Here is a 19,970-nt window from a genome sequence, read left to right on the forward strand (position 1 = left end):
GTTGAGCGGGCTTTTTCATCTCTGCGAAAAATCAGATCACCAGTTAAGAATGACCTTTCCGGAATGACCGGAGCGCATCGCATCAAACCCTTTCTGGAATTCATCAATCGGGAAATGGTGAGTGATTAACGGAGTGAGATCCAGCCCGGACTGAATGAGCGCCGCCATTTTGTACCAGGTTTCAAACATTTCCCGGCCATAGATCCCCTTGATAAACAGCCCCTTGAAAATCACCTGATTCCAGTCAATGGCCATTTCTGCAGAAGGAATGCCGAGCATGGCAATCCGCCCGCCGTGATTCATCGCACTGAGCATGCTGCGAAATGCTGCCGGTGCGCCTGACATTTCCAGCCCGACATCAAACCCTTCCGTCATCCCCAGTTCTTCCATGACGTCCGGCAGGCTTTGCTGACTGACATTGACCGCCCGCGTTACACCCATTTTGCGCGCAAGTTCGAGCCGGTATTCGTTCATGTCAGTGATCACAACATGACGCGCGCCAACGTGTTTGCAGATAGCGGCAGCCATGATACCAATTGGACCTGCGCCGCTTATCAGGACATCTTCCCCGACTAAATCAAAAGACAGCGCGGTATGAACTGCGTTGCCCAATGGGTCGAAAATGGCCGCCAGATCGTCAGAAATATTGTCCGGGATTTTGAACGCATTGAACGCCGGTAAAACAAGATATTCCGCAAAGGCACCGGGACGGTTTACCCCGACGCCCTGCGCATTGCGGCATAAGTGCGTGCGCCCGCCGCGGCAGTTGCGGCAATGCCCGCAGGTGATATGACCTTCGCCGGAAACACGGTCGCCGATGCTGAAGCCTTTAACTTCCTGCCCGATCCCGACGACTTCGCCGACGTATTCATGGCCGACCACCATCGGCACCGGAATGGTTTTTTGCGACCATGCATCCCAGTTATAAATATGCACATCGGTGCCACAGATGGCTGTTTTGCGGATTTTGATCAGCAAATCGTTATGACCCATTTCAGGCACCGGCGCATCCGTCATCCAGATGCCTTCCTCACGTTTGAGTTTTGCTAAGGCTTTCATGGAAACTCCTCAGGCGATCACGCCAAGCTTTTTGCCGATACGGGTAAAGGCTTCAACCGCCTTTTCGATTTGTTCGCAGCTGTGTGCGGCAGACATCTGGGTACGGATACGCGCCTGGCCTTGCGGCACGACCGGATAAAAGAAACCGGTGACATAAATACCTTCCCGTTGCAAAAGCGCGGCAAATTCTTGCGCTAAACGAGCTTCGCCCAGCATCACAGGAATGATGGCGTGATCGGCCCCTGCCAGCGTGAAACCGGCTGCGGTCATTTTTTCACGGAACATTTTTGAATTGCTGAGCAAGCGCTCACGCAGTTCGCTGCCTTCTTCCAGCATGGAGAGCACTTTCAGCGAGGCAGAGACAATCGACGGTGCCAGTGAATTGGAGAAAAGATAAGGACGTGAACGCTGGCGTAACCAGTCGATAACTTCCTGACGGGCTGCGGTATAACCACCGGAAGCTCCGCCCAGCGCTTTACCGAGCGTTCCGGTGATGATGTCTACCCGCCCCATCACGTCACAATATTCATGAGTACCGCGCCCTTCGGTACCGACGAAACCGACAGCATGGGAATCATCGACCATCACCAGCGCGTCAAATCGTTCTGCCAGATCGCAGACACCTTTCAGGTTAGCAATCACGCCATCCATGGAAAACACACCGTCGGTGGCGACCAGAATATGCCGGGCACCGTCGTCTTTCGCCTGCTGCAAACGGGCTTCGAGTTCGTCCATATTATTGTTGGCATAGCGGTAGCGTTTCGCTTTGCACAACCGGACGCCGTCGATGATTGATGCGTGATTCAGCGCATCCGAAATGATGGCGTCTTCTTCGCCCAGCAGCGTTTCGAATAATCCGCCGTTGGCATCAAAACAGGAGGAATAAAGGATCGCGTCGTCCATACCGAGAAAATCGGCCAGGCGGTGTTCGAGTTCTTTATGGGCATCTTGTGTACCGCAGATAAAACGCACCGACGCCATGCCAAAACCGTGGCTGTCGAGCCCTTCTTTAGCTGCCCTGATGAGCTCCGGATGGTTAGCTAATCCGAGATAGTTGTTCGCGCAGAAATTGATGACCGGCTTGCCACCCGCGACAGAGACTTCAGCCTGCTGAGGCGTGGTGAGTATACGTTCTTCTTTAAACAGTCCTTCAACCCGCGCCTGATCGAGCTGGTCTTCCAACTGCCGATAAAACGAAACAGACATACAGTATTCTCCTGAAATGACTCATTCACGGAATACATTACTAATCTGAATACGAAATAACGATGGAACCGCTCACAATATCTTTGTTTTGCAGCATAGTTCACGCCTTACGGTCTGAAACACAAGAATGCGTGTTATCGGACACCTTCCCAATGTGAGCTTCATAATGAAGTGTTATGATATTACCCAATTACAGGCGGCGCATGGTGCGCGGTTCTTAAAATGATTAAAGGTGGATCCCATGATAATCGTCACTGGCGGCGCTGGTTTTATCGGCAGCAATATTATTAAATCGCTCAATGATATGGGATACCGCGATATTCTGGTGGTCGATAACCTGAAAGACGGCACCAAATTCGTCAATCTGGTGGATCTGGATATTGCGGATTATTGTGATAAAGAAGATTTCATCGCCAGTATCGTTGCAGGCGATGATTTAGGTGATATTGACGCCATTTTCCACGAAGGCGCCTGTTCGTCCACCACCGAGTGGGACGGAAAGTACATGATGGACAACAACTATCAGTACTCTAAAGATATCCTGCATTATTGTCTGGATCGCAGTATTCCTTTCCTTTACGCCTCTTCCGCGGCGACTTACGGCAGCCAGAGCACCAGCTTTGTTGAAGATCGTAAATATGAGCAGCCACTGAACGTCTATGGCTATTCTAAATTCCTTTTTGACCAGTATGTTCGCGAAATTCTGCCACACGCAGAATCTCAGATTTGTGGTTTCCGTTACTTCAACGTTTACGGACCACGCGAAGGCCATAAAGGCAGCATGGCCAGCGTCGCGTTCCACCTGAACAACCAGATCAACGCCGGCGAGAACCCGAAATTGTTCTCCGGCAGCGAAGGCTTCAAACGCGATTTCATCTACGTGGGCGATGTGGCTGCGGTGAACCTGTGGTTCTGGCAGAACGGCGTTTCCGGTATTTTCAACTGCGGTACCGGTCGCTCAGAATCCTTCCAGGCGGTGGCAGACGCGGTCGTGGCGTACCACAAATCTGGCGATATCGAATACATTCCTTTCCCGGAGAAATTGAAAGGCCGTTATCAGTCCTTCACTCAGGCCGATATGACCGCGCTGCGTAATGCCGGTTATGACAAACCTTTCAAAACGGTTGCTGAAGGTGTGACGGAATACATGAGCTGGCTTAACCGCACAGTTTAAGCCCTGCACATTGAGGAATGGATTAACGGTATGAAAATACTGGTAATTGGGCCGTCATGGGTCGGTGACATGATGATGTCTCAAAGTCTCTACCGCACCCTGAAAGCTGCGCACCCGCAAGCACAAATTGACGTGATGGCACCTGCATGGTGCCGTCCCTTGCTCGACCGGATGCCGGAAGTGAATCAGGCGCTGGCGATGCCATTGGGTCATGGCGCACTGGAACTTGGCGAGCGTCGTCGTCTGGGCGTTTCATTGCGCGATACGCATTATGACCGCGCTTATGTCTTGCCTAACTCTTTTAAATCAGCGCTGGTTCCGTTCTTTGCGCGCATTCCTCAGCGCACTGGCTGGCGTGGCGAAATGCGCTATGGCTTGCTCAATGATTTACGGGTCCTCGATAAAGCCGCATTTCCGCTGATGGTTCAGCGCTACGCGGCGCTCGGCTACGAAGCCGGAAAAATCAAAACTGCGGCCGACCTTCCAGAACCCATTCTGTGGCCAAAACTGCAGGTCACTGGAGCCGAAATCGCGGCCGTCAAAATCGCCTTTGCTGTCGATAATTCACGTCCGTTGATTGGCTTTTGTCCGGGTGCTGAATTCGGCCCGGCCAAACGCTGGCCGCATTATCACTACGCCGTACTGGCTGAAAAACTGATCAGCGAAGGCTATCAGGTCGTGCTGTTTGGTTCGGCAAAAGACAATGCCGCCGGAGAGCAAATCCGTCTGGCACTGACTGAAAGTGCTCAAGCTTTCTGCCTGAATCTTGCGGGTAAAACTTCTTTGGATCAGGCTGTGGTGATGATCGCGGCCTGCCAGGCTGTGGTCAGCAATGATTCTGGTCTGATGCATGTCGCTGCTGCACTGGATAAACCGCTGGTGGCACTCTACGGGCCGAGCAGCCCGGACTTCACCCCGCCACTCAGCCATCAGGCGAAAGTTATCCGCCTGATCACCGGCTACCATAAAGTCCGCAAAGGCGATGCCGAAGAAGGCTATCACCAGAGTCTGATTGATATTCAACCTGAGCAGGTTTATCAGGAATTAAACCAGTTACTGAGCGCAAGGAAGGAGATTTAATGCGGGTTCTCATTGTCAAAACCTCGTCCATGGGCGACGTTCTGCATACGCTTCCTGCATTAACGGATGCCATGCAGGCTATTCCCGGGATCCGCTTTGACTGGGTTGTGGAAGAAGGTTTCACTCAGATCCCCGGCTGGCATCCGGCCGTCGATCGCGTTATTCCGGTGGCGATTCGCCGCTGGCGCAAAAATTGGTTTGGCTCTGAAACCCGGCAGCAACGCTGTGATTTCAAACGCGAAGTGCAATCCACCCTCTATGACGCCATCATTGACGCTCAGGGATTAATCAAAAGTGCAGCGCTAATCACCCGTGTTGCCAAAGGTGAAAAACACGGGCAAGACTGCAAAAGTGCCCGTGAACCTTTCGCCAGCTGGTTCTACAATCAGCGCCACGAAATTGATAAAAAACAGCATGCAGTGGAGCGCACCAGAGAACTGTTTGCTAAAAGTCTCGGCTATGTAAAACCTGCGACCCAGGGCGACTACGCCATTGCGGCGCGCTTCCTTTCACATTTGCCTGACGATGCCGGTCAGTATCTGGTCTTTCTCCATGCGACCACCCGTGCAGAAAAACACTGGCCGGAAGAAAAGTGGCGTGAACTGATCGGGATGTTGAGTACTGCCAATCTTCGCATCAAACTGCCGTGGGGCGCTGAGCATGAATATCAGCGTGCGTTGCGCCTGGCTGAAGGGTTTCCTTACGTTGAAGTCTTGCCTAAATTGAGTCTCGAGAAAGTGGCTGAGGTGTTAGCCGGTGCGCAAGCCGTGATTTCAGTGGATACCGGACTCAGCCATCTGACTGCGGCGCTGGATCGCCCGAATATCACCCTCTACGGTCCGACCGATCCGGGTTTGATTGGCGGGTACGGGAAGAATCAGTGTGTCCTGAAAGCAGAAAACAACTCGCTGGAGGCTCTGCCGGTGGAACGCGTTTTTGAGCAACTCAACGATGTTATTTCTGCCAATAAGGAAATGAACTGACCATGAGCTATGTAATTATTTTCATTTTGCTGTGGCCATTCAAAATGCTGATGAAACCTTTTCATCAGGGCAGAGGACGCAATCTCGTCATCCAGACCGCCAAAATTGGCGATTTTGTTAACATCACGCCGTTACTCAAACATCTGAAAAAATCGGACGTGTTAATCAGTAAAACGGTGCTGCCACTGGCCGGGCGCGATACAACGATTGAGTCGATCTTCCTGATTGAAGAACACAAGAAGTCTCTCTTCAGTAAAATCCGTCTGGCGTTCAGGCTCCTCAACCGCTATGACAATGTCTATCTGCTGCAACCTAACAGCATTAATGCTTTCTACGCTGCGTTTTGTAATGCGAATTACAAAGCCTTTTTAGAAACCTATGTGCGCAAGTGGTATCACCGGATTTTCTTTGCCACAGCCAACGTGGTCCGGCAGCACGGTAAGTATGATCTCGCGTTAGAGAATTACCTGAAACTGGCTGATCCGGCTCTGACGGCTAACAGTTATCACTCGCATGCCACTCTGCCGTTATGGATCCCGAAAACCCATTACCCTGTGCTGGATAAAACCGGTGAAATCAAAATTGGGATCAGTATTTCTGCAGGTAATCGTGCAAAAACTATCCCCCGTGAAGTCTGGCAGCAGATCATACAAAATCTGTCGAATCTGAACTGTCAGTTCATCGTGTTCGGTCCGGCCAATGAGCAGCCTTATCTTGATGCTTTACTTGAAATTTTAAGTGAAGAGGAAAAATCACGCGTCGTGAGCCTCATCGGGCAGATGCCGTTAGAAGATGTGCCTTTTGCGCTAGGTCAACTTGATGCTTATATCGCCTCAGATTCAGGAAATGCCTATATAGCAGATTCACAAAAAACGCCTATCATCTGCTTTACCGGCCCATGTTGTAAGGAAGAACAGCGTCCGTTAGGTAAGGTGCTGTTTATAGAGCCTGAAAACTTTGAACCTGCTTCGTTTGTTTTTGAAACCAGAACCCGTTTTAGCCTGACGCCGGAACAATTGTTTGCGCTAAACGAACATAAATTAAAAGCGATTCACGAGTTCATTACTGACAGCAGAGGTCAGGAGCCCCATTATGGCTAATATCTTGCATTCATCGATTAAGAATAGGGAAGAAATTGTTAACTCTCTGGGAACTGAAAAAGATGTGGTGCATCTCTCTTTCGGTATCAATGACAGTTATGCTCGCGGAATGGGCATTGCTGTGTTCTCAGTTCTGGAAAACAACCCTGATCTGCGCTTTCATGTTCATTTATTCGGTACAACGCTCAGCAATGAGAGCATCAGCCGAATTATTGAGTTAGCGAAGATATTTCCCCTTGCCGTCACCACCTATACCTTCAAAGATGAGGCTTTTCAGGGATTGCCGATGGTTGGCCGCTACACACACGCCATCTATTACCGGTTATTTATCCCGCTCATCCTCGCTGATATCACAGATAAAGTGATTTATCTGGATGCTGATACGCTATGTGTCGGTCAGTACAATGACCTGATCAAACTGGATATCAGTCAACACACGTTATGTGCAGTAAATGATGAAAAAAGGGCGCGAGCTAAACTTTGCCCGGTGCTAAAGCTGACTTCTGGTAATTATTTCAACTCCGGATTTCTTTATATCAATATCGAAAAATGGGTTGCCAGAGACACCACCAACCGGGTGATTAATGAGCTTCGCGAAAACGGGGATAAATTTAAATTCCCTGATCAGGAAGCCCTGAATGTCGTGCTTGAAAATGAAATCCTGCTACTGCCTAAAGAATATAATTATATCGTCGATATCATTTACAAACGCGTAGGCCATGAGAAAGCACTTCCTGTCGGTGTGATCCTGATTCATTACACCGGAAAATGTAAACCCTGGCATTCGTGGGGTGGAAGCAAAGTGGCTGATCTCTATTACTCCTATTATGAGCGATCCCCATGGAGAGGCATTTCGCTCGACATGCCAGTGAGTTATAAAGAAATGAAGCGCTATGCTCGTGTCCTGTGGTTCAAAGGAGACTACTTAAGTAGCGTGAAATGGATGGCGAAATATATGAACACAAAATTACTCAGGAAAAGAACACATGATTAAGCTTTGTTTATCAGCAATTAAAGAATCGTCATTTGATGATAAACTTGCTGCACTATTTTTCTTATTTATAACCATTTCAATTTCTTTTTTCATGTTTTCCGGAGAAATTAGCCGTAGTTTATTTTACATCACAAGCTATATTTCCGTTGTCTACTTTATACACGTCACATTTAGGAAAGAAAGGAAATTATACTTCTACTTTTTTTCGTGGGTTATATTCCTATTAGGCGCAAGCAAATTAATATGGGTGATATTGACAACAAACAATCAATATCCTTTCATTGCTCATCATTATCAAATAAGCGGTAAGCGGCTAATCCTGGCTTCCTTTATCATATACTCCATTGAGCATAATTTACACAAATGGAGAATATCGACACTGACCGCCAGGGCAGGCGTTGCGATTATGACACTGCTGTTTATAATCATATCCGTGATGCATATCTCTAGTTATCTTAAAACAGGCATACGAATCAGCATTAACTCCGATGCTCCAACTACGGGGGCTTACACGTTCACTGTCTTTTCTTTACTGGTGATGTATAGCCTCAAATATCATGGCCTCAAGCATTACAGGCTCATTTGCCTGATAATCATGACCATGACATTTGCCGTTCTTGCTGCTACAGAAACACGATCTGCAATTATGCTCTTCACTTTAATTAGTGCCTGTTGCACCCTTTACGATTTTGCCAGAAGCTCACACACTTCAAAGTTTATCTATGGTTTTGCTATTGCGATATTGATAATTGCTGCCGTGGTTTCAGGCCATCCATATTACAATAAAGCTATTGAGCGTATCGATAATCTCCATAATGAAGTAGCATCTTATAATGCGGGAGATCGTAATACATCCGTAGGCGCCCGTTTCTCAATGTGGCGCGCGGGTATCGATGCTTTTGAACATCATCCGTTCGGACAGTCAGCAGACAGCCGGAATGCGCTTGCGACAGCCTTCATTAATCAGCATGAAGGGGGAAATCCGGAAGCCTTACGTAATCTGCCATTCCATTTGCACAATGACATCATTGACACCTTGTCATTACAGGGCATTTTTGGCGGGATTATTATGGTGTTGTTCTTCGCCGTATTATTGTTATATCCCTTTAAACTCGTCCCTAAAGGCTACGAATTCCTGCTGCTTTCAGTACCGGTCATTTATTTCAGTCAGGGCGATTCTCAGTTCTATAATCGCGAGACGCCGTATTTTGTCGTTCTGATCGTGGGGTATCTGCTGATGTTGCGGATGAAGACCCCTTCAGTCTCTGAAAAATAATGATTTTACGTGCCGGGCACTGCGCCCGGCGCGGTTGCCAGCACTCCTTATTCGTGGAAATTATGTGTCATGACCCTAACAACACCATCCGAAACCATTAAACTCAGCGCGATCATCCCTATGTACAACGCAGGGGCGATGTTCCGGAATTTTATGGATTCACTCGTCGCGCAAACGCTGGATAGCCTCGAAATTATCATTGTTAACGACGGCTCTACGGACGGGTCAGAGCAGACAGCACAAGAGTACGCCGCAAAATATCGTCATATTCAGGTTATTACCCAGGAAAACGGCGGGGTTTCGCGGGCACGTAATGCCGGTCTGGATATTGCCCGGGGCAAGTATGTAACCTTTCCGGATGCCGACGACATCGTCTCTCCGGATATGTACAAAACGTTGATAGAGATGTGTGAGCAGGATGATCTGGATGCCGCTCAGTGCAATGGTGAACGCTATTTTGTCGGCTCAGAAAAAGTAAAACCGCTCATTCCTGAGGACCGTTTAACTTCAACGGGTGTACTGGATGGGCCATTGTGGTTGAAAACGGCGCTGGCGACTAACCGGTATTTGCATGTTGTCTGGCTTGGCGTCTATCGTCTCGAATTGATTAGAAAACAGGGACTGTATTTTGAACCTGGTTTACACCATCAGGATATTCCCTGGACGACCGAATTCATGTTCAATGCCCGCCGCGTGAGATACACCCAAACGATCCTATACCGCTACTACATTCACGGTCAGTCAATCAGTAATCAAAAACGCACTGGGATGAAGAACGTTGAATATCAAAGACATTATCTGAAAATTGCCAAAATGCTTGATGAGCTGAATGAGCAATATAAAGACCGGATAAAAATTTATCCTGAGTTTCCACGGCAGGTCACACGTGAAGCGCTGACGGTATGCCACTCAGTTCGTCGTGAGCCTGATCCTGCGGCTCAAAAAGCCATGATTGAAGATATTTATACCTCCGGCACACGTAAGATAATGCTCCGTAATGCCCGCGGCCCGAAGCAATGGTGGCAACTATTATTGTGGCTAAAGCGCCTGCATAACTTACGCAAAAAACTCGCCTGAGGCCTTTAAGAAAGAGATGATTTCCTTACCCACATAATTCCTTTATAACTATTTCCTAAACGAAGTTATTTACCTTTCTATATCAGGCAGATAAATAACTTCACAGCATTGGATTCTTCACCTAAAATCTATTCACTATATTCTAATATCAGATAATAGAATGCCTAACTCAGAAGCCAAGTACGCAGCCTTTATCCCCAGACGAATTTTGCTGGTGAAACTCCGTCATCACGGAGATATGGTGCTCACAACACCAGTGATAAACAGACTGCGCCAGCATTATCCTGATGCTGAAATTGATGTGCTTCTCTATAAAGAAACCCGCCCTATTCTGAGCGAACATCCGTCGCTTTCCCATATTCATGTCATTGACAGAACTTGGAAAAAGCAAGGCATCCGCTATCAGTTACAGCAAGAATATCAGCTGCTGAAAGCCGTTCGCGCACGCCATTATGATCTGGTGATCAACCTGGCTGATCAGTGGCGCAGTGCGCTACTTTCGTTGTTTTCCGGAGCAAAAGTCCGGCTGGGTTTTGACTATAAAAAACGCCGTTCTCCGGTCTGGCGGGCTGGCCATACAGAGTTAGTGACGACTGAAAATCACAGTATTTTGCATACCGTTGAACAGAATATGTCGATTTTATCTCCGCTTGGGATCCCGGTGGAGAATGCCCAAACCTCGATGCATTATTCAGAAAGTGACAAGGCTTTTTGCCAGCAGTTGCTTCTCAAACATCATGTCACCGGCGGATACATCGTGATTCAGCCGACCTCACGCTGGACGTTCAAATGCTGGGATGATGATAAATTTGCCAGCGTCATTGATGGCCTCGCAGATACAGGGCTGACGATTGTCATGACCGCGGGTCCTGATAAAAAAGAACGGGACATGGTGCGTAAAATCCAGGATCTTACTCACAATCCTCAGGTTATTTCTGTTGCCGGGCAGTTGTCGCTGACGCAACTGGCCGCCATGATTGACGGTGCAAAACTTTTTATCGGTGTTGATTCCGCGCCGATGCACATGGCAGCGGCCCTGAATACCCCCTGCGTGGCTTTGTTCGGCCCGACAAAAATGCAGCACTGGCGCCCCTGGGGCAATAACAATACAACTCTCTGGGCCGGAGATTACGCTCCGCTGCCCGCGCCGGATTCTATCGACACAAAAACCCAACAGCGTTATTTGCATGCTATTCCGGTCAGCGATGTTATTGATGCCGCCAGGAGTTATCTGCATGAGTGATTCTGCTGATCAGACAAAAAATATTGGTTTAGCGATCGTCAGACAAAAGTATCGCCCGGATGGCGGTGCAGAGCGTTTTATATCCCGAGCGCTGGAAGCCCTGAACGATCAGAATATCGACCTGAACATCATCACCCGTCAGTGGGAAGGCAAGCCTAATCCGAAATGGAAAATTCATATTTGTAACCCGGCAAAATACGGTCGCGTTTCAAGGGAAAAAGGCTTTGCCGCAGCCGCGCAGCAATGCTGGAAGCAGGAACATTTCGATATAGTCCAAAGTCATGAGCGCATCCCGGGTTGCGATATTTTCCGTGCAGGAGACGGCGCACATCGCGTCTGGCTGGAACAAAGGGCACGCGTCATTTCCCCTTTTCAGCGTTTCCTTACGCAAATCAGTCCCTACCACCGCTATGTTCTGCAAGCCGAAGAAGCGATGTTCCATTCGCCGGAATTGAAAAAAATCATCTGTAATTCTGAGATGGTAAAACGCGACATCATGCGTTGTTACGGGGTCGATGAGAGCCGGTTCGAGGTTATTTATAATGCTATCGACTCGCAAAAGTTTATTCCTGCAACTGACGAGCAACGCAATGCCTCGCGCGAAACACTTTCTATCCCTGCCGGCGCTGTTGCCCTGATTTATGTGGGTTCAGGCTTCGAGCGTAAGGGGCTTAAACCCGCGATAGAAGCCATTGCCGCCAGTGACCGCTATCTCATCGTTGTCGGACAGGATAAAGACCAGAAGAAGTATGAATCTCTGGCGAAGCAGGCAGGATGTCTGGAAAGAGTCCGTTTCGCCGGCGTACAAAACAATGTTATCCCGTTCTATCACGCAGCTGATGGAATGATTTTACCGACGTTGTATGACCCGTTTCCTAACGTCATTCTTGAAGCGATGGCCTGCGGCCTTCCGGTGATCACCAGCCAGACATGTGGCGGTGCTGAATTCATCAGGGAAGGACATGAAGGGTTTGTTTGTGATGCGCTGGATGTGGCAAAACTCACTGAATTCGTGAAGAAAATTCCTTCCCGAAGGGAAAATGCTGAGATGGGAAATGCGGCCAGAGAGCGTATTCTCCCCTATAGCCCAAAAAACCTTTCACAACAATTAGTTGCACTTTATTACTCGTTGCTGGCCTGATGCCATTCGCGCTGACATGATGAGTCGATCACACTTATCTGGTAACATGTGCCCATCTATCCGCCGGGACTATTTTCGCTATATGAAATTGACTTTCCCTTATGCAACGCCTGATAAAAGATGAATATTTTTTATAATATAATCATATATTTAATTCAGCCATTGATTTGGATCCGTTTACTGTTGCGCAGCCGGAAGTCTCCTGCATACCGTAAACGCTGGGCTGAACGTTATGGCTTCTGCAAAGGGAAGGTTGTGTCCGGTGGCATTATGCTGCATTCCGTTTCCGTGGGCGAAACACTGGCAGCCATTCCTTTAGTCCGCGCTTTACGTCATCGCTATCCTTCCTTGCCAATTACCGTCACGACAATGACCCCGACCGGCTCGGAGCGTGTTCAGTCGGCCTTTGGCAAAGGTGTGCATCACGTCTATCTGCCTTATGATCTGGCAGGATCGGTAAATCGTTTTCTTGATGAAGTAAACCCTAAGCTGGTGATCATCATGGAAACCGAGTTGTGGCCGAATCTGATCAGTGCCCTGCACCGTCGCCAGATCCCGCTGGTCATCGCCAATGCGCGCCTTTCAGCCCGTTCGGCAAAGGGATATCAGAAGCTGGGCAAATTCATTCGTACCATTTTGCAACGTATCACGCTGATTGCCGCGCAAAACCAGGAAGACGGTGAACGTTTCCTCTCCTTAGGCCTGAAACGAAATCAGCTCGCTGTCACCGGTAGCCTGAAATTCGATATCTCCGTGACACCTGAACTGGCGGCAAAAGCCATTGCGCTGCGCAGTCAATGGGCATCACGCCGTCAGGTCTGGATAGCTACCAGCACGCATGAGGGTGAAGAAACTCTGCTGCTGGAAGCACACAAAGAACTGCTGAAAGCGCATCCTAACTTGCTGCTGATTCTGGTTCCCCGCCATCCGGAACGTTTCCCGGTGGCCTGTGAACTGACGCGTAAAGCAGGACTCTCCTTCATTCAGCGCAGCTCCGGTGAAGTGCCATCCTCGACCACTCAGGTGGTGATCGGCGATACCATGGGCGAATTAATGCTGCTGTACGGCATTGCTGACCTGGCATTTGTCGGCGGCAGTCTGGTCGATCGCGGTGGTCATAACCCGCTTGAAGCCGCCGCACACGCCATCCCGGTACTGATGGGGCCGCACACCGTTAATTTCAAAGACATTTGCGCCAAGTTAGCTCAGGACGACGGTCTGATTACGGTGATGGATACGGCATCGCTGGTGAAAGAAATTTCGACCCTGCTGACTGACGAAGACTATCGTTTGTATTACGGGCGTCACGCCGTTGAAGTTCTGCATCAAAATCAGGGGGCATTACAACGCCTGCTGCATTTACTGGAGCCTTATCTGCCTGTCCGGAGTCATTAATGGCTGATAAAAAACGTTTATCTGTTGTACTGATTGCGCGTGATGAAGCCGGTTTGTTGCCGGAATGCCTTGAATCAGTTGCATGGGCGGATGAAATTATTCTGCTCGACTCCGGCAGCAAAGATGCAACTCAGGATGTCGCCCGCAGTTTTGGCGCAAAAGTATTTCAAAATACCGACTGGCCGGGGTTCGGCAAACAACGTCAGCTGGCGCAAAGCTATGCCAGCGGTGACTATATTTTGATGATCGATGCCGACGAGCGTGTAACGCCGGAATTGCGCCAGTCGATTGAAAATGTCCTGAAAACTCCGCAGGAAAACACCGTTTATAGCCTCGGGCGCAGTAATCTTTTTCTCGGAAGATTCATGCGCCACAGCGGATGGTATCCGGATCGCGTGAACCGGTTGTATCCTTCCACATTCAGTTATAACGACGATCTGGTTCATGAATCACTGAACACCGGGAGTGCTGCGGTCGTGCCATTGCAAGGCGATCTCCAGCATCTCACCTGTCGTGACCTTTTCGCTTTCCAGCGTAAACAGCTCAGTTATGCGCAGGCGTGGGCAGAACAACGTCATCAGCAAGGGCGTAAGTGCAGTTTCTTCTCGGTTATTTCGCATACGCTGGGGGCATTCATGAAAACCTGGATCCTTCGCGCTGGCTTTCTGGATGGTAAGCAGGGGTTGATACTGGCAGGCGTCAATGCACAATATACCTTCAATAAGTATGCCGCCCTGTGGGCACTCAGCCATCAACTGCAAAAGTGAGCCGTCATGAGCACTAAGGCAATTTATCCCGGCACGTTCGACCCGATGACCAACGGGCATCTTGATATCGTCACCCGTGCGGCACTGATGTTTGACCATGTTATTCTTGCGATTGCGGCCAGCCCAGGCAAAAAACCGATGTTCTCGCTGGATGAGCGCGTGGCGCTGGCGACACAAGTGACGTCGCATCTGGATAATGTTGAAGTGATTGGATTCAGCGATCTGATGGCGAATTTTGCCAAAGCTCAGGGCGCTAACGTGCTGGTTCGTGGTTTACGCGCGGTGTCTGATTTTGAATATGAAATGCAGCTTGCGAACATGAACCGGCATTTACTGCCGACGCTGGAAAGCGTGTTCATGATGCCATCGAAAGAGTGGTCGTTTATTTCCTCTTCACTGGTCAAAGAAGTGGCACGACACGGTGGCGACATCGCGCCTTTCCTGCCACAGGTTATTACTCAGGCCCTGATGGAAAAAATCAGCGCCTGAATCGCTTATCAGCGCTGGCAGTTCGGGCAGAAAAACGTGGTGCGCTGAGCGTGTTTCTTACTCTCAATCGGCGTACCACATGCCCGGCAAAGCTCGCCAGCTCTTCCGTACACCTGTAATTCCTGCGCAAAATATCCCGGCTTTCCATCTGACTGTAAAAAGTCCTTCAGCGTCGTCCCGCCCTGTTCAATCGAACGCAACAGTACTGCTTTGATGGTTCTGACCAGCAACTCCGCTTCATCACGTTTGAGCGAGTGCGCGGGTCTGTCAGGTGAAATACCGGCAACAAACAAGGATTCGCTGGCGTAGATATTCCCCACGCCGACCACCAGTTTGTTGTCCATCAGCCAGGGTTTGATCGGTGATTTTTTCGTACGGCATTTCTCAAACAGATAATCTGCCGTGAAATTTTCGCTCAGCGGTTCAGGACCGAGATGCGCCAGGACATTGCTGGCCGCCAGATCAGAAGACCATAACCAGGCACCAAAACGCCGAGGATCGGTATAACGCAACACGTGGCCGGTATCCATCACCAGATCAACGTGGTCATGTTTGCCCGGCTCAGTCTCTTCCGGCAACACGCGCAAACTGCCAGACATGCCCAGATGAATGATGATCCATCCGGTTTTCAGCTCGACCAGCAGATATTTAGCGCGACGCTGAACACTCAGAACAGGCTGATCGCTTAACGCTAAGATCTCCGCCGAGACAGGCCAGCGCAAACGCGGATTGCGTACGACAGCATGGAGTATCGTGTGACCTTTCAGATAGGGTTCAATCCCTCTGCGGCTGGTTTCAACCTCAGGTAATTCCGGCATTAATTTCTCCCTTAGCAGAATCGTGTTCAGAGTGTGTCGCAGACACCGACATCAGGCAAATAAAAGTCGCTGTGAATGGAAATCCCAAAATTCAGGCAATAAAAAACCCGGCCGGAGCCGGGTTTTTAGCAATCCACTAAAATTATTTAATTTTAGCTTCTTTGTAGATCACGTGTTGACGGACAACTGGATCGAATTTCTTCAGTTCCAATTTTTCCGGCTTAGTACGCTTGTTCTTCGTGGTGGTATAGAAGTGACCAGTACCAGCAGAAGAAACCAGCTTGATCTTCTCGCGAACACCTTTAGCCATGATGCAGTTCCTTAATACTTCTCACCGCGGGCACGCAGATCGGCCAAGACCGTCTCAATACCCTTCTTATCAATAACACGCATACCTTTAGCAGATACACGCAGAGTTACAAAGCGCTTCTCAGCCTCAACCCAAAAACGGTGGGAGTGCAGGTTCGGCAGAAAACGGCGTTTGGTCGCGTTCATTGCGTGGGAACGGTTGTTACCGCTCACCGGGCGCTTGCCAGTAACTTGGCAGACTCGGGACATGTCTATTCTCCAAAAATCAAATCAGCTCGAGCTTCGTATAGGGTATGGCCGCCTCGTCAGGCTTTTAGAGCCCATCTCAGCAAACTCCACTGAGAACCGACTCACTGTCGTCGGGTAAAAACCAATTCATCAGGTTAGAAACCTGCTGAGATAGGCTCTTATCGCCAAACCCAAGATTCTCAAAGGTGGCGTAGTATACGCTCTGTAGCGTAAGTGCTCAAGTCCCGAACAGCTAAAGATCCCAAAGGATCTTCAAAAAACAAGGCTAAATCCAACCACGCTCGGCAAAAGATACCGTTTCTCCGTGACCTACAACCAAATGGTCGAGGACACGAATCTCAAGCAGCTGGCACGCTCGAATAATCTGTTCAGTCACTTTTCTGTCCATCAGGCTGGGCTCAGCCCGACCGGATGGGTGATTATGCGCCAGAATTAGGGCTGCCGCATTAACCTTCATCGCACCACGAACAATTTCGCGGGGATACACTTCTACGTGCCCAATAGTACCAGCAAACATCTCCTCATGGCGAATAACGCGATGCTGGTTGTCGAGAAAAAGTACCAGAAACACCTCTCTTTCCCGAAAAACGAGCAAATTCTGCAAATATTCTCTGATAACCTCCGGGCTGAGCATCGCATTTTCAGCACTCAAATGACGCAAATAGGCGCGACGTGATAATTCGGAGACCGCGACCAGCTGGGAAAACTTGGCGACGCCCATCCCTTTCGTGCGCGCCATCGCGTCAAAATCGGCCATCAGTAACTGATGCAATGAACCGAATTCCTCCAGCAGGTTCTTTGCCAGTTCCATCACATGCAATCCCCGGCATCCGGTGCGCAGATAAATCGCCAGCAGCTCCTGATCCGTCAGCTCTTTCGCACCTTGCTGCAATAATTTCTCCCGCGGCGGCATCACGCCCGGCCAGGGCTCTTGTCGTTTCGTCATCCTGACTCCTTAATTGACCAGGATTGTGGCACAACGCCATAGCCGTCGTGATTTCCACCGGGTCAGCTTGCGAGACATTACGCAGAATTTTTATTGCTCCGGTAACGGAGCATCGCCAATAGCTGTCATCATTGCGCGTTATGCTAAAATGTCGCTTCTTCCAGCTTTCAACCAATCGGACAATGATGATGACGGGACTTTCCGGCAAACATATTGTGCTCGGTATCAGCGGTGGTATCGCTGCCTATAAAGCACCAGAACTGGTACGTCGCTTACGTGAAAGGGGCGCTGAAGTCCGCGTCGTTATGACAGAAGCGGCGAAATCCTTTGTGACTCCGCTGAGCCTGCAGGCTGTTTCTGGCTATCCGGTTTCCGACGACCTGCTTGATCCTGCAGCTGAAGCGGCAATGGGTCATATTGAGTTAGGCAAATGGGCTGATTTAGTGATTATCGCCCCCGCCACGGCGGATTTGCTGGCCCGCATGAATGCCGGTATGGCGAATGATCTGCTGACGACGGTTTGTCTGGCGACAGCCGCGCCGGTCGCGGTGCTCCCTGCGATGAATCAGCAAATGTATCGCGCTGCCGTCACGCAGGAAAATCTGCAAAGCCTGGCGGCGCGGGGCACGTTGTTGTGGGGCCCTGACAGCGGCAGTCAGGCTTGTGGTGACGTAGGGCCGGGACGCATGCTCGATCCGCTGGTGATTGTTGATATGGCAAACGCGCATTTCTCTTCGCGCAACGATCTGGCCCATCTGAACATTATGGTGACCGCAGGTCCGACCCGTGAGCCGCTGGATCCTGTCCGCTTCATCAGTAATCACAGTTCCGGCAAAATGGGTTTTTCGATTGCCAAAGCCGCCGCTGAACGCGGTGCGCAGGTTACGCTAATCGCCGGACCGGTCACCCAGCCGACACCGCCTAACGTCCGCCGGATTGATGTGGAAAGTGCGCTGGAAATGCAAAAAGCGGTGCAGCTTTCTGCGGGTTCTCAGCATATTTTTATTTCCTGCGCTGCCGTGGCTGATTACCGCGCAGAAATTATTGCTGATGAGAAAATCAAAAAGCAAGGCGATGAAATCACTGTGAAAATGGTGAAAAACCCCGACATTGTCGCGGGCGTTGCCGCCATGACAGAGAACCGGCCATACGTTGTGGGGTTTGCCGCTGAAACCCAGAATGTGGAAGAATACGCGCGGCAAAAAAGGATCCGCAAGAATCTGGATCTGATCTGCGCTAACGATGTTTCACTTGCCGGGCAGGGTTTCAACAGTGATTCCAATGCCCTGCATCTTTTTTGGCAGGACGGGGATAAAATTTTACCGCTCAGCGATAAGTCCCTGCTTGGTCAACGTTTATTAGAAGAGATTGTCAGCCGTTATGATGAAAAAAATCGACATTAAAATTCTCGACCCGCGCATCGGTTCGACTTTCCCTTTACCGGCTTACGCGACACCAGGGTCTGCGGGTCTGGATTTACGCGCCTGTCTGGACGCGTCTGTAGAACTGAAACCGGGTGAAACTACGCTGCTGCCAACTGGTCTGGCTATCCATATTGGTGATGCTAATCTGGCGGCGGTGATTTTGCCGCGCTCCGGCCTGGGCCATAAACACGGCGTCGTGCTGGGCAATCTGGTCGGTCTTATCGACTCTGATTATCAGGGCCAGCTGATGGTGTCTGTATGGAACCGCGGTCAGACCACATTTATTATTGAACCGGGCGAGCGCATTGCTCAGATGGTATTTGTCCCTGTGGTTCAGGCAGAATTCAATCTGGTGGAAGATTTTAACGCCAGTGAACGCGGCGAAGGGGGCTTTGGCCACTCAGGTCGCCAATAAGAACCTGTTCAGCACCGCAGATTTTGACGCGATATTGAACAGATCCTTATCACTATCAGACCGTAACAACGCGAAGGGAACGAAATAAGCCGCAGGATCACAGCGATTCATGCGGCAGTTGTGCGGTTTCTCCATGGTTTTAGCCGTTTTTTAGCAAGGGTCTATTCAGACATGGCAGAGAAAGAAACGACAAAAAGGAACAGGCGCGAAGAGATTTTGCAGGCGTTAGCGCAAATGCTTCAGTCCAGCGATGGCAGCCAGCGGATCACAACGGCAAAGCTTGCCGCCAGTGTAGGTGTTTCAGAAGCAGCTCTTTACCGTCATTTCCCCAGTAAAACGCGGATGTTTGACAGTTTAATCGAGTTTATCGAAGACAGTCTGATCACTCGTATCAATCTCATCCTGCAGGATGAAAAAGATACGCTAAACAGAATCCGTCTTATTTTGCTGCTGATTTTAGGTTTTGCCGAACGTAATCCGGGACTAACCCGCATCATGACCGGTCACGCCCTGATGTTTGAACAGGACCGCCTGCAAGGTCGCATCAACCAGCTGTTCGAGCGAATCGAAGCGCAATTGCGTCAGGTTTTGCGGGAAAAGAAAATGCGTGAAGGCAGCGGGTTTATCAGTGATGAGACCCTGCTCGCCAGCCAGTTACTGGCATTCTGCGAAGGAATGCTGTCGCGTTTTGTACGCTCTGAATTCAAGTACAAGCCGACACAAGACTTCGATACCCGCTGGCCGCTTATCTCCACTCAGTTGCAATAAAAACACGACGCAGCGACAAACATCAGATATCAAAAAGGGCCGAAAGGCCCTTTTGTT

Annotated in this window: 21 protein-coding genes; 15 read left to right on the forward strand and 6 right to left on the reverse strand. The window is 49.7% G+C overall.

The window, feature by feature from the left end:
• Window positions 1–36 precede the first annotated feature (36 nt).
• On the reverse strand, window positions 37–1,059 hold the full coding sequence (gene tdh, locus ACJY2G_RS22325) for an L-threonine 3-dehydrogenase (protein WP_112289325.1): 1,023 nt from the start codon (window positions 1,057–1,059) through the stop codon (window positions 37–39).
• 9 nt (window positions 1,060–1,068) lie between these two features.
• Window positions 1,069–2,265: a glycine C-acetyltransferase gene (kbl, locus tag ACJY2G_RS22330; protein WP_430320812.1), complete on the reverse strand. Its 1,197-nt coding sequence runs from the start codon at window positions 2,263–2,265 to the stop codon at window positions 1,069–1,071.
• A 241-nt stretch (window positions 2,266–2,506) separates the two neighbouring features.
• Between kbl and rfaD the strand changes: the two genes are divergently transcribed.
• From rfaD to coaD, 12 genes are all read left to right on the forward strand, one after another.
• Window positions 2,507–3,439, forward strand: a complete 933-nt coding sequence (gene rfaD / locus ACJY2G_RS22335; RefSeq protein WP_112289323.1) for an ADP-glyceromanno-heptose 6-epimerase — start codon at window positions 2,507–2,509, stop codon at window positions 3,437–3,439.
• 30 nt (window positions 3,440–3,469) lie between these two features.
• Window positions 3,470–4,519: an ADP-heptose--LPS heptosyltransferase RfaF gene (rfaF, locus tag ACJY2G_RS22340; RefSeq protein ID WP_430320813.1), complete on the forward strand. Its 1,050-nt coding sequence runs from the start codon at window positions 3,470–3,472 to the stop codon at window positions 4,517–4,519.
• A complete protein-coding gene (gene rfaC, locus ACJY2G_RS22345) occupies window positions 4,519–5,502 on the forward strand; it encodes a lipopolysaccharide heptosyltransferase RfaC (protein WP_430320814.1) in 984 nt (327 codons plus the stop codon). Before rfaF ends, rfaC begins: the two co-directional genes overlap by 1 nt.
• 2 nt (window positions 5,503–5,504) lie before the next feature.
• Window positions 5,505–6,602: a glycosyltransferase family 9 protein gene (locus tag ACJY2G_RS22350; protein ID WP_439292216.1), complete on the forward strand. Its 1,098-nt coding sequence runs from the start codon at window positions 5,505–5,507 to the stop codon at window positions 6,600–6,602.
• On the forward strand, window positions 6,595–7,596 hold the full coding sequence (locus tag ACJY2G_RS22355; protein WP_439292217.1) for a glycosyltransferase family 8 protein: 1,002 nt from the start codon (window positions 6,595–6,597) through the stop codon (window positions 7,594–7,596). Before ACJY2G_RS22350 ends, ACJY2G_RS22355 begins: the two co-directional genes overlap by 8 nt.
• Entirely contained in the window at window positions 7,589–8,872 is a 1,284-nt protein-coding gene (locus ACJY2G_RS22360) for an O-antigen ligase family protein (RefSeq protein ID WP_430320817.1), read from the forward strand. The genes ACJY2G_RS22355 and ACJY2G_RS22360 overlap by 8 nt, the downstream gene beginning before the upstream one ends.
• A gap of 69 nt (window positions 8,873–8,941) precedes the next feature.
• Window positions 8,942–9,949 (forward strand): glycosyltransferase, encoded by a 1,008-nt coding sequence (locus ACJY2G_RS22365; protein WP_430320818.1) that lies wholly within the window; start codon window positions 8,942–8,944, stop codon window positions 9,947–9,949.
• 160 nt (window positions 9,950–10,109) lie between these two features.
• The gene (gene rfaQ, locus ACJY2G_RS22370) at window positions 10,110–11,192 is read left to right on the forward strand and encodes a putative lipopolysaccharide heptosyltransferase III (protein WP_120163696.1); all 1,083 of its coding nucleotides are present in this window, start codon (window positions 10,110–10,112) and stop codon (window positions 11,190–11,192) included.
• Window positions 11,185–12,333 (forward strand): glycosyltransferase family 4 protein, encoded by a 1,149-nt coding sequence (locus ACJY2G_RS22375; protein WP_430320819.1) that lies wholly within the window; start codon window positions 11,185–11,187, stop codon window positions 12,331–12,333. The genes rfaQ and ACJY2G_RS22375 overlap by 8 nt, the downstream gene beginning before the upstream one ends.
• Before the next feature lie 120 nt (window positions 12,334–12,453).
• On the forward strand, window positions 12,454–13,728 hold the full coding sequence (waaA, locus tag ACJY2G_RS22380; RefSeq protein ID WP_120163694.1) for a lipid IV(A) 3-deoxy-D-manno-octulosonic acid transferase: 1,275 nt from the start codon (window positions 12,454–12,456) through the stop codon (window positions 13,726–13,728).
• Window positions 13,728–14,495, forward strand: a complete 768-nt coding sequence (locus ACJY2G_RS22385; RefSeq protein WP_120163693.1) for a glycosyltransferase family 2 protein — start codon at window positions 13,728–13,730, stop codon at window positions 14,493–14,495. Before waaA ends, ACJY2G_RS22385 begins: the two co-directional genes overlap by 1 nt.
• A 6-nt stretch (window positions 14,496–14,501) precedes the next feature.
• Window positions 14,502–14,984, forward strand: a complete 483-nt coding sequence (coaD, locus tag ACJY2G_RS22390) for a pantetheine-phosphate adenylyltransferase (RefSeq protein ID WP_120163692.1) — start codon at window positions 14,502–14,504, stop codon at window positions 14,982–14,984.
• 8 nt (window positions 14,985–14,992) lie between these two features.
• Here the strand turns inward: coaD and mutM are convergent, their stop codons facing one another.
• From mutM to radC, 4 genes are all read right to left on the reverse strand, one after another.
• The gene (mutM, locus tag ACJY2G_RS22395; RefSeq protein ID WP_120163691.1) at window positions 14,993–15,802 is read right to left on the reverse strand and encodes a bifunctional DNA-formamidopyrimidine glycosylase/DNA-(apurinic or apyrimidinic site) lyase; all 810 of its coding nucleotides are present in this window, start codon (window positions 15,800–15,802) and stop codon (window positions 14,993–14,995) included.
• A 142-nt stretch (window positions 15,803–15,944) separates the two neighbouring features.
• Window positions 15,945–16,112, reverse strand: coding sequence for a 50S ribosomal protein L33 (rpmG, locus tag ACJY2G_RS22400; RefSeq protein WP_004392084.1), 168 nt, complete (start codon window positions 16,110–16,112; stop codon window positions 15,945–15,947).
• 11 nt (window positions 16,113–16,123) lie between these two features.
• Complete coding sequence (rpmB, locus tag ACJY2G_RS22405; protein ID WP_004931195.1) at window positions 16,124–16,360, reverse strand: 50S ribosomal protein L28; 237 nt, start codon at window positions 16,358–16,360, stop codon at window positions 16,124–16,126.
• A 265-nt stretch (window positions 16,361–16,625) separates the two neighbouring features.
• Window positions 16,626–17,306, reverse strand: a complete 681-nt coding sequence (gene radC, locus ACJY2G_RS22410) for a RadC family protein (protein WP_112289310.1) — start codon at window positions 17,304–17,306, stop codon at window positions 16,626–16,628.
• Between the two features lie 185 nt (window positions 17,307–17,491).
• Here radC and coaBC point away from each other — a divergent pair, with 185 nt between their 5' ends.
• The 3 genes from coaBC to slmA all read left to right on the forward strand — a co-directional run bounded on the left by coaBC (window position 17,492) and on the right by slmA (window position 19,913).
• Window positions 17,492–18,709, forward strand: a complete 1,218-nt coding sequence (coaBC, locus tag ACJY2G_RS22415; RefSeq protein ID WP_112289309.1) for a bifunctional phosphopantothenoylcysteine decarboxylase/phosphopantothenate--cysteine ligase CoaBC — start codon at window positions 17,492–17,494, stop codon at window positions 18,707–18,709.
• On the forward strand, window positions 18,687–19,145 hold the full coding sequence (dut, locus tag ACJY2G_RS22420; RefSeq protein WP_167459615.1) for a dUTP diphosphatase: 459 nt from the start codon (window positions 18,687–18,689) through the stop codon (window positions 19,143–19,145). The genes coaBC and dut overlap by 23 nt, the downstream gene beginning before the upstream one ends.
• A gap of 171 nt (window positions 19,146–19,316) precedes the next feature.
• Window positions 19,317–19,913, forward strand: a complete 597-nt coding sequence (gene slmA / locus ACJY2G_RS22425; RefSeq protein WP_430320820.1) for a nucleoid occlusion factor SlmA — start codon at window positions 19,317–19,319, stop codon at window positions 19,911–19,913.
• Window positions 19,914–19,970 lie beyond the last annotated feature (57 nt).

Origin of the sequence: Rahnella sp. ATs2 (genome assembly GCF_051851855.1) — a bacterium.
Classification (GTDB): Bacteria; Pseudomonadota; Gammaproteobacteria; order Enterobacterales; family Enterobacteriaceae; genus Rahnella; species Rahnella variigena.

What these genes read in the sequence shown, in the direction of transcription:
- ACJY2G_RS22360 (WP_430320817.1), top strand. Translation starts at nt 7,589, where the DNA reads ATGATTAAGCTTTGTTTATCAGCAATTAAAGAATCGTCATTTGATGAT.
- slmA (WP_430320820.1), top strand. Translation starts at nt 19,317, where the DNA reads ATGGCAGAGAAAGAAACGACAAAAAGGAACAGGCGCGAAGAGATTTTG.
- ACJY2G_RS22385 (WP_120163693.1), top strand. Translation starts at nt 13,728, where the DNA reads ATGGCTGATAAAAAACGTTTATCTGTTGTACTGATTGCGCGTGATGAA.
- ACJY2G_RS22355 (WP_439292217.1), top strand. Translation starts at nt 6,595, where the DNA reads ATGGCTAATATCTTGCATTCATCGATTAAGAATAGGGAAGAAATTGTT.
- dut (WP_167459615.1), top strand. Translation starts at nt 18,687, where the DNA reads ATGATGAAAAAAATCGACATTAAAATTCTCGACCCGCGCATCGGTTCG.
- ACJY2G_RS22350 (WP_439292216.1), top strand. Translation starts at nt 5,505, where the DNA reads ATGAGCTATGTAATTATTTTCATTTTGCTGTGGCCATTCAAAATGCTG.
- kbl (WP_430320812.1), bottom strand. Translation starts at nt 2,265, where the DNA reads ATGTCTGTTTCGTTTTATCGGCAGTTGGAAGACCAGCTCGATCAGGCG.
- coaD (WP_120163692.1), top strand. Translation starts at nt 14,502, where the DNA reads ATGAGCACTAAGGCAATTTATCCCGGCACGTTCGACCCGATGACCAAC.
- rpmB (WP_004931195.1), bottom strand. Translation starts at nt 16,360, where the DNA reads ATGTCCCGAGTCTGCCAAGTTACTGGCAAGCGCCCGGTGAGCGGTAAC.
- radC (WP_112289310.1), bottom strand. Translation starts at nt 17,306, where the DNA reads ATGACGAAACGACAAGAGCCCTGGCCGGGCGTGATGCCGCCGCGGGAG.
- rfaF (WP_430320813.1), top strand. Translation starts at nt 3,470, where the DNA reads ATGAAAATACTGGTAATTGGGCCGTCATGGGTCGGTGACATGATGATG.
- coaBC (WP_112289309.1), top strand. Translation starts at nt 17,492, where the DNA reads ATGATGACGGGACTTTCCGGCAAACATATTGTGCTCGGTATCAGCGGT.
- rfaD (WP_112289323.1), top strand. Translation starts at nt 2,507, where the DNA reads ATGATAATCGTCACTGGCGGCGCTGGTTTTATCGGCAGCAATATTATT.
- ACJY2G_RS22365 (WP_430320818.1), top strand. Translation starts at nt 8,942, where the DNA reads ATGACCCTAACAACACCATCCGAAACCATTAAACTCAGCGCGATCATC.
- tdh (WP_112289325.1), bottom strand. Translation starts at nt 1,059, where the DNA reads ATGAAAGCCTTAGCAAAACTCAAACGTGAGGAAGGCATCTGGATGACG.
- rfaQ (WP_120163696.1), top strand. Translation starts at nt 10,110, where the DNA reads ATGCCTAACTCAGAAGCCAAGTACGCAGCCTTTATCCCCAGACGAATT.
- rpmG (WP_004392084.1), bottom strand. Translation starts at nt 16,112, where the DNA reads ATGGCTAAAGGTGTTCGCGAGAAGATCAAGCTGGTTTCTTCTGCTGGT.
- waaA (WP_120163694.1), top strand. Translation starts at nt 12,454, where the DNA reads ATGAATATTTTTTATAATATAATCATATATTTAATTCAGCCATTGATT.
- rfaC (WP_430320814.1), top strand. Translation starts at nt 4,519, where the DNA reads ATGCGGGTTCTCATTGTCAAAACCTCGTCCATGGGCGACGTTCTGCAT.
- ACJY2G_RS22375 (WP_430320819.1), top strand. Translation starts at nt 11,185, where the DNA reads ATGAGTGATTCTGCTGATCAGACAAAAAATATTGGTTTAGCGATCGTC.
- mutM (WP_120163691.1), bottom strand. Translation starts at nt 15,802, where the DNA reads ATGCCGGAATTACCTGAGGTTGAAACCAGCCGCAGAGGGATTGAACCC.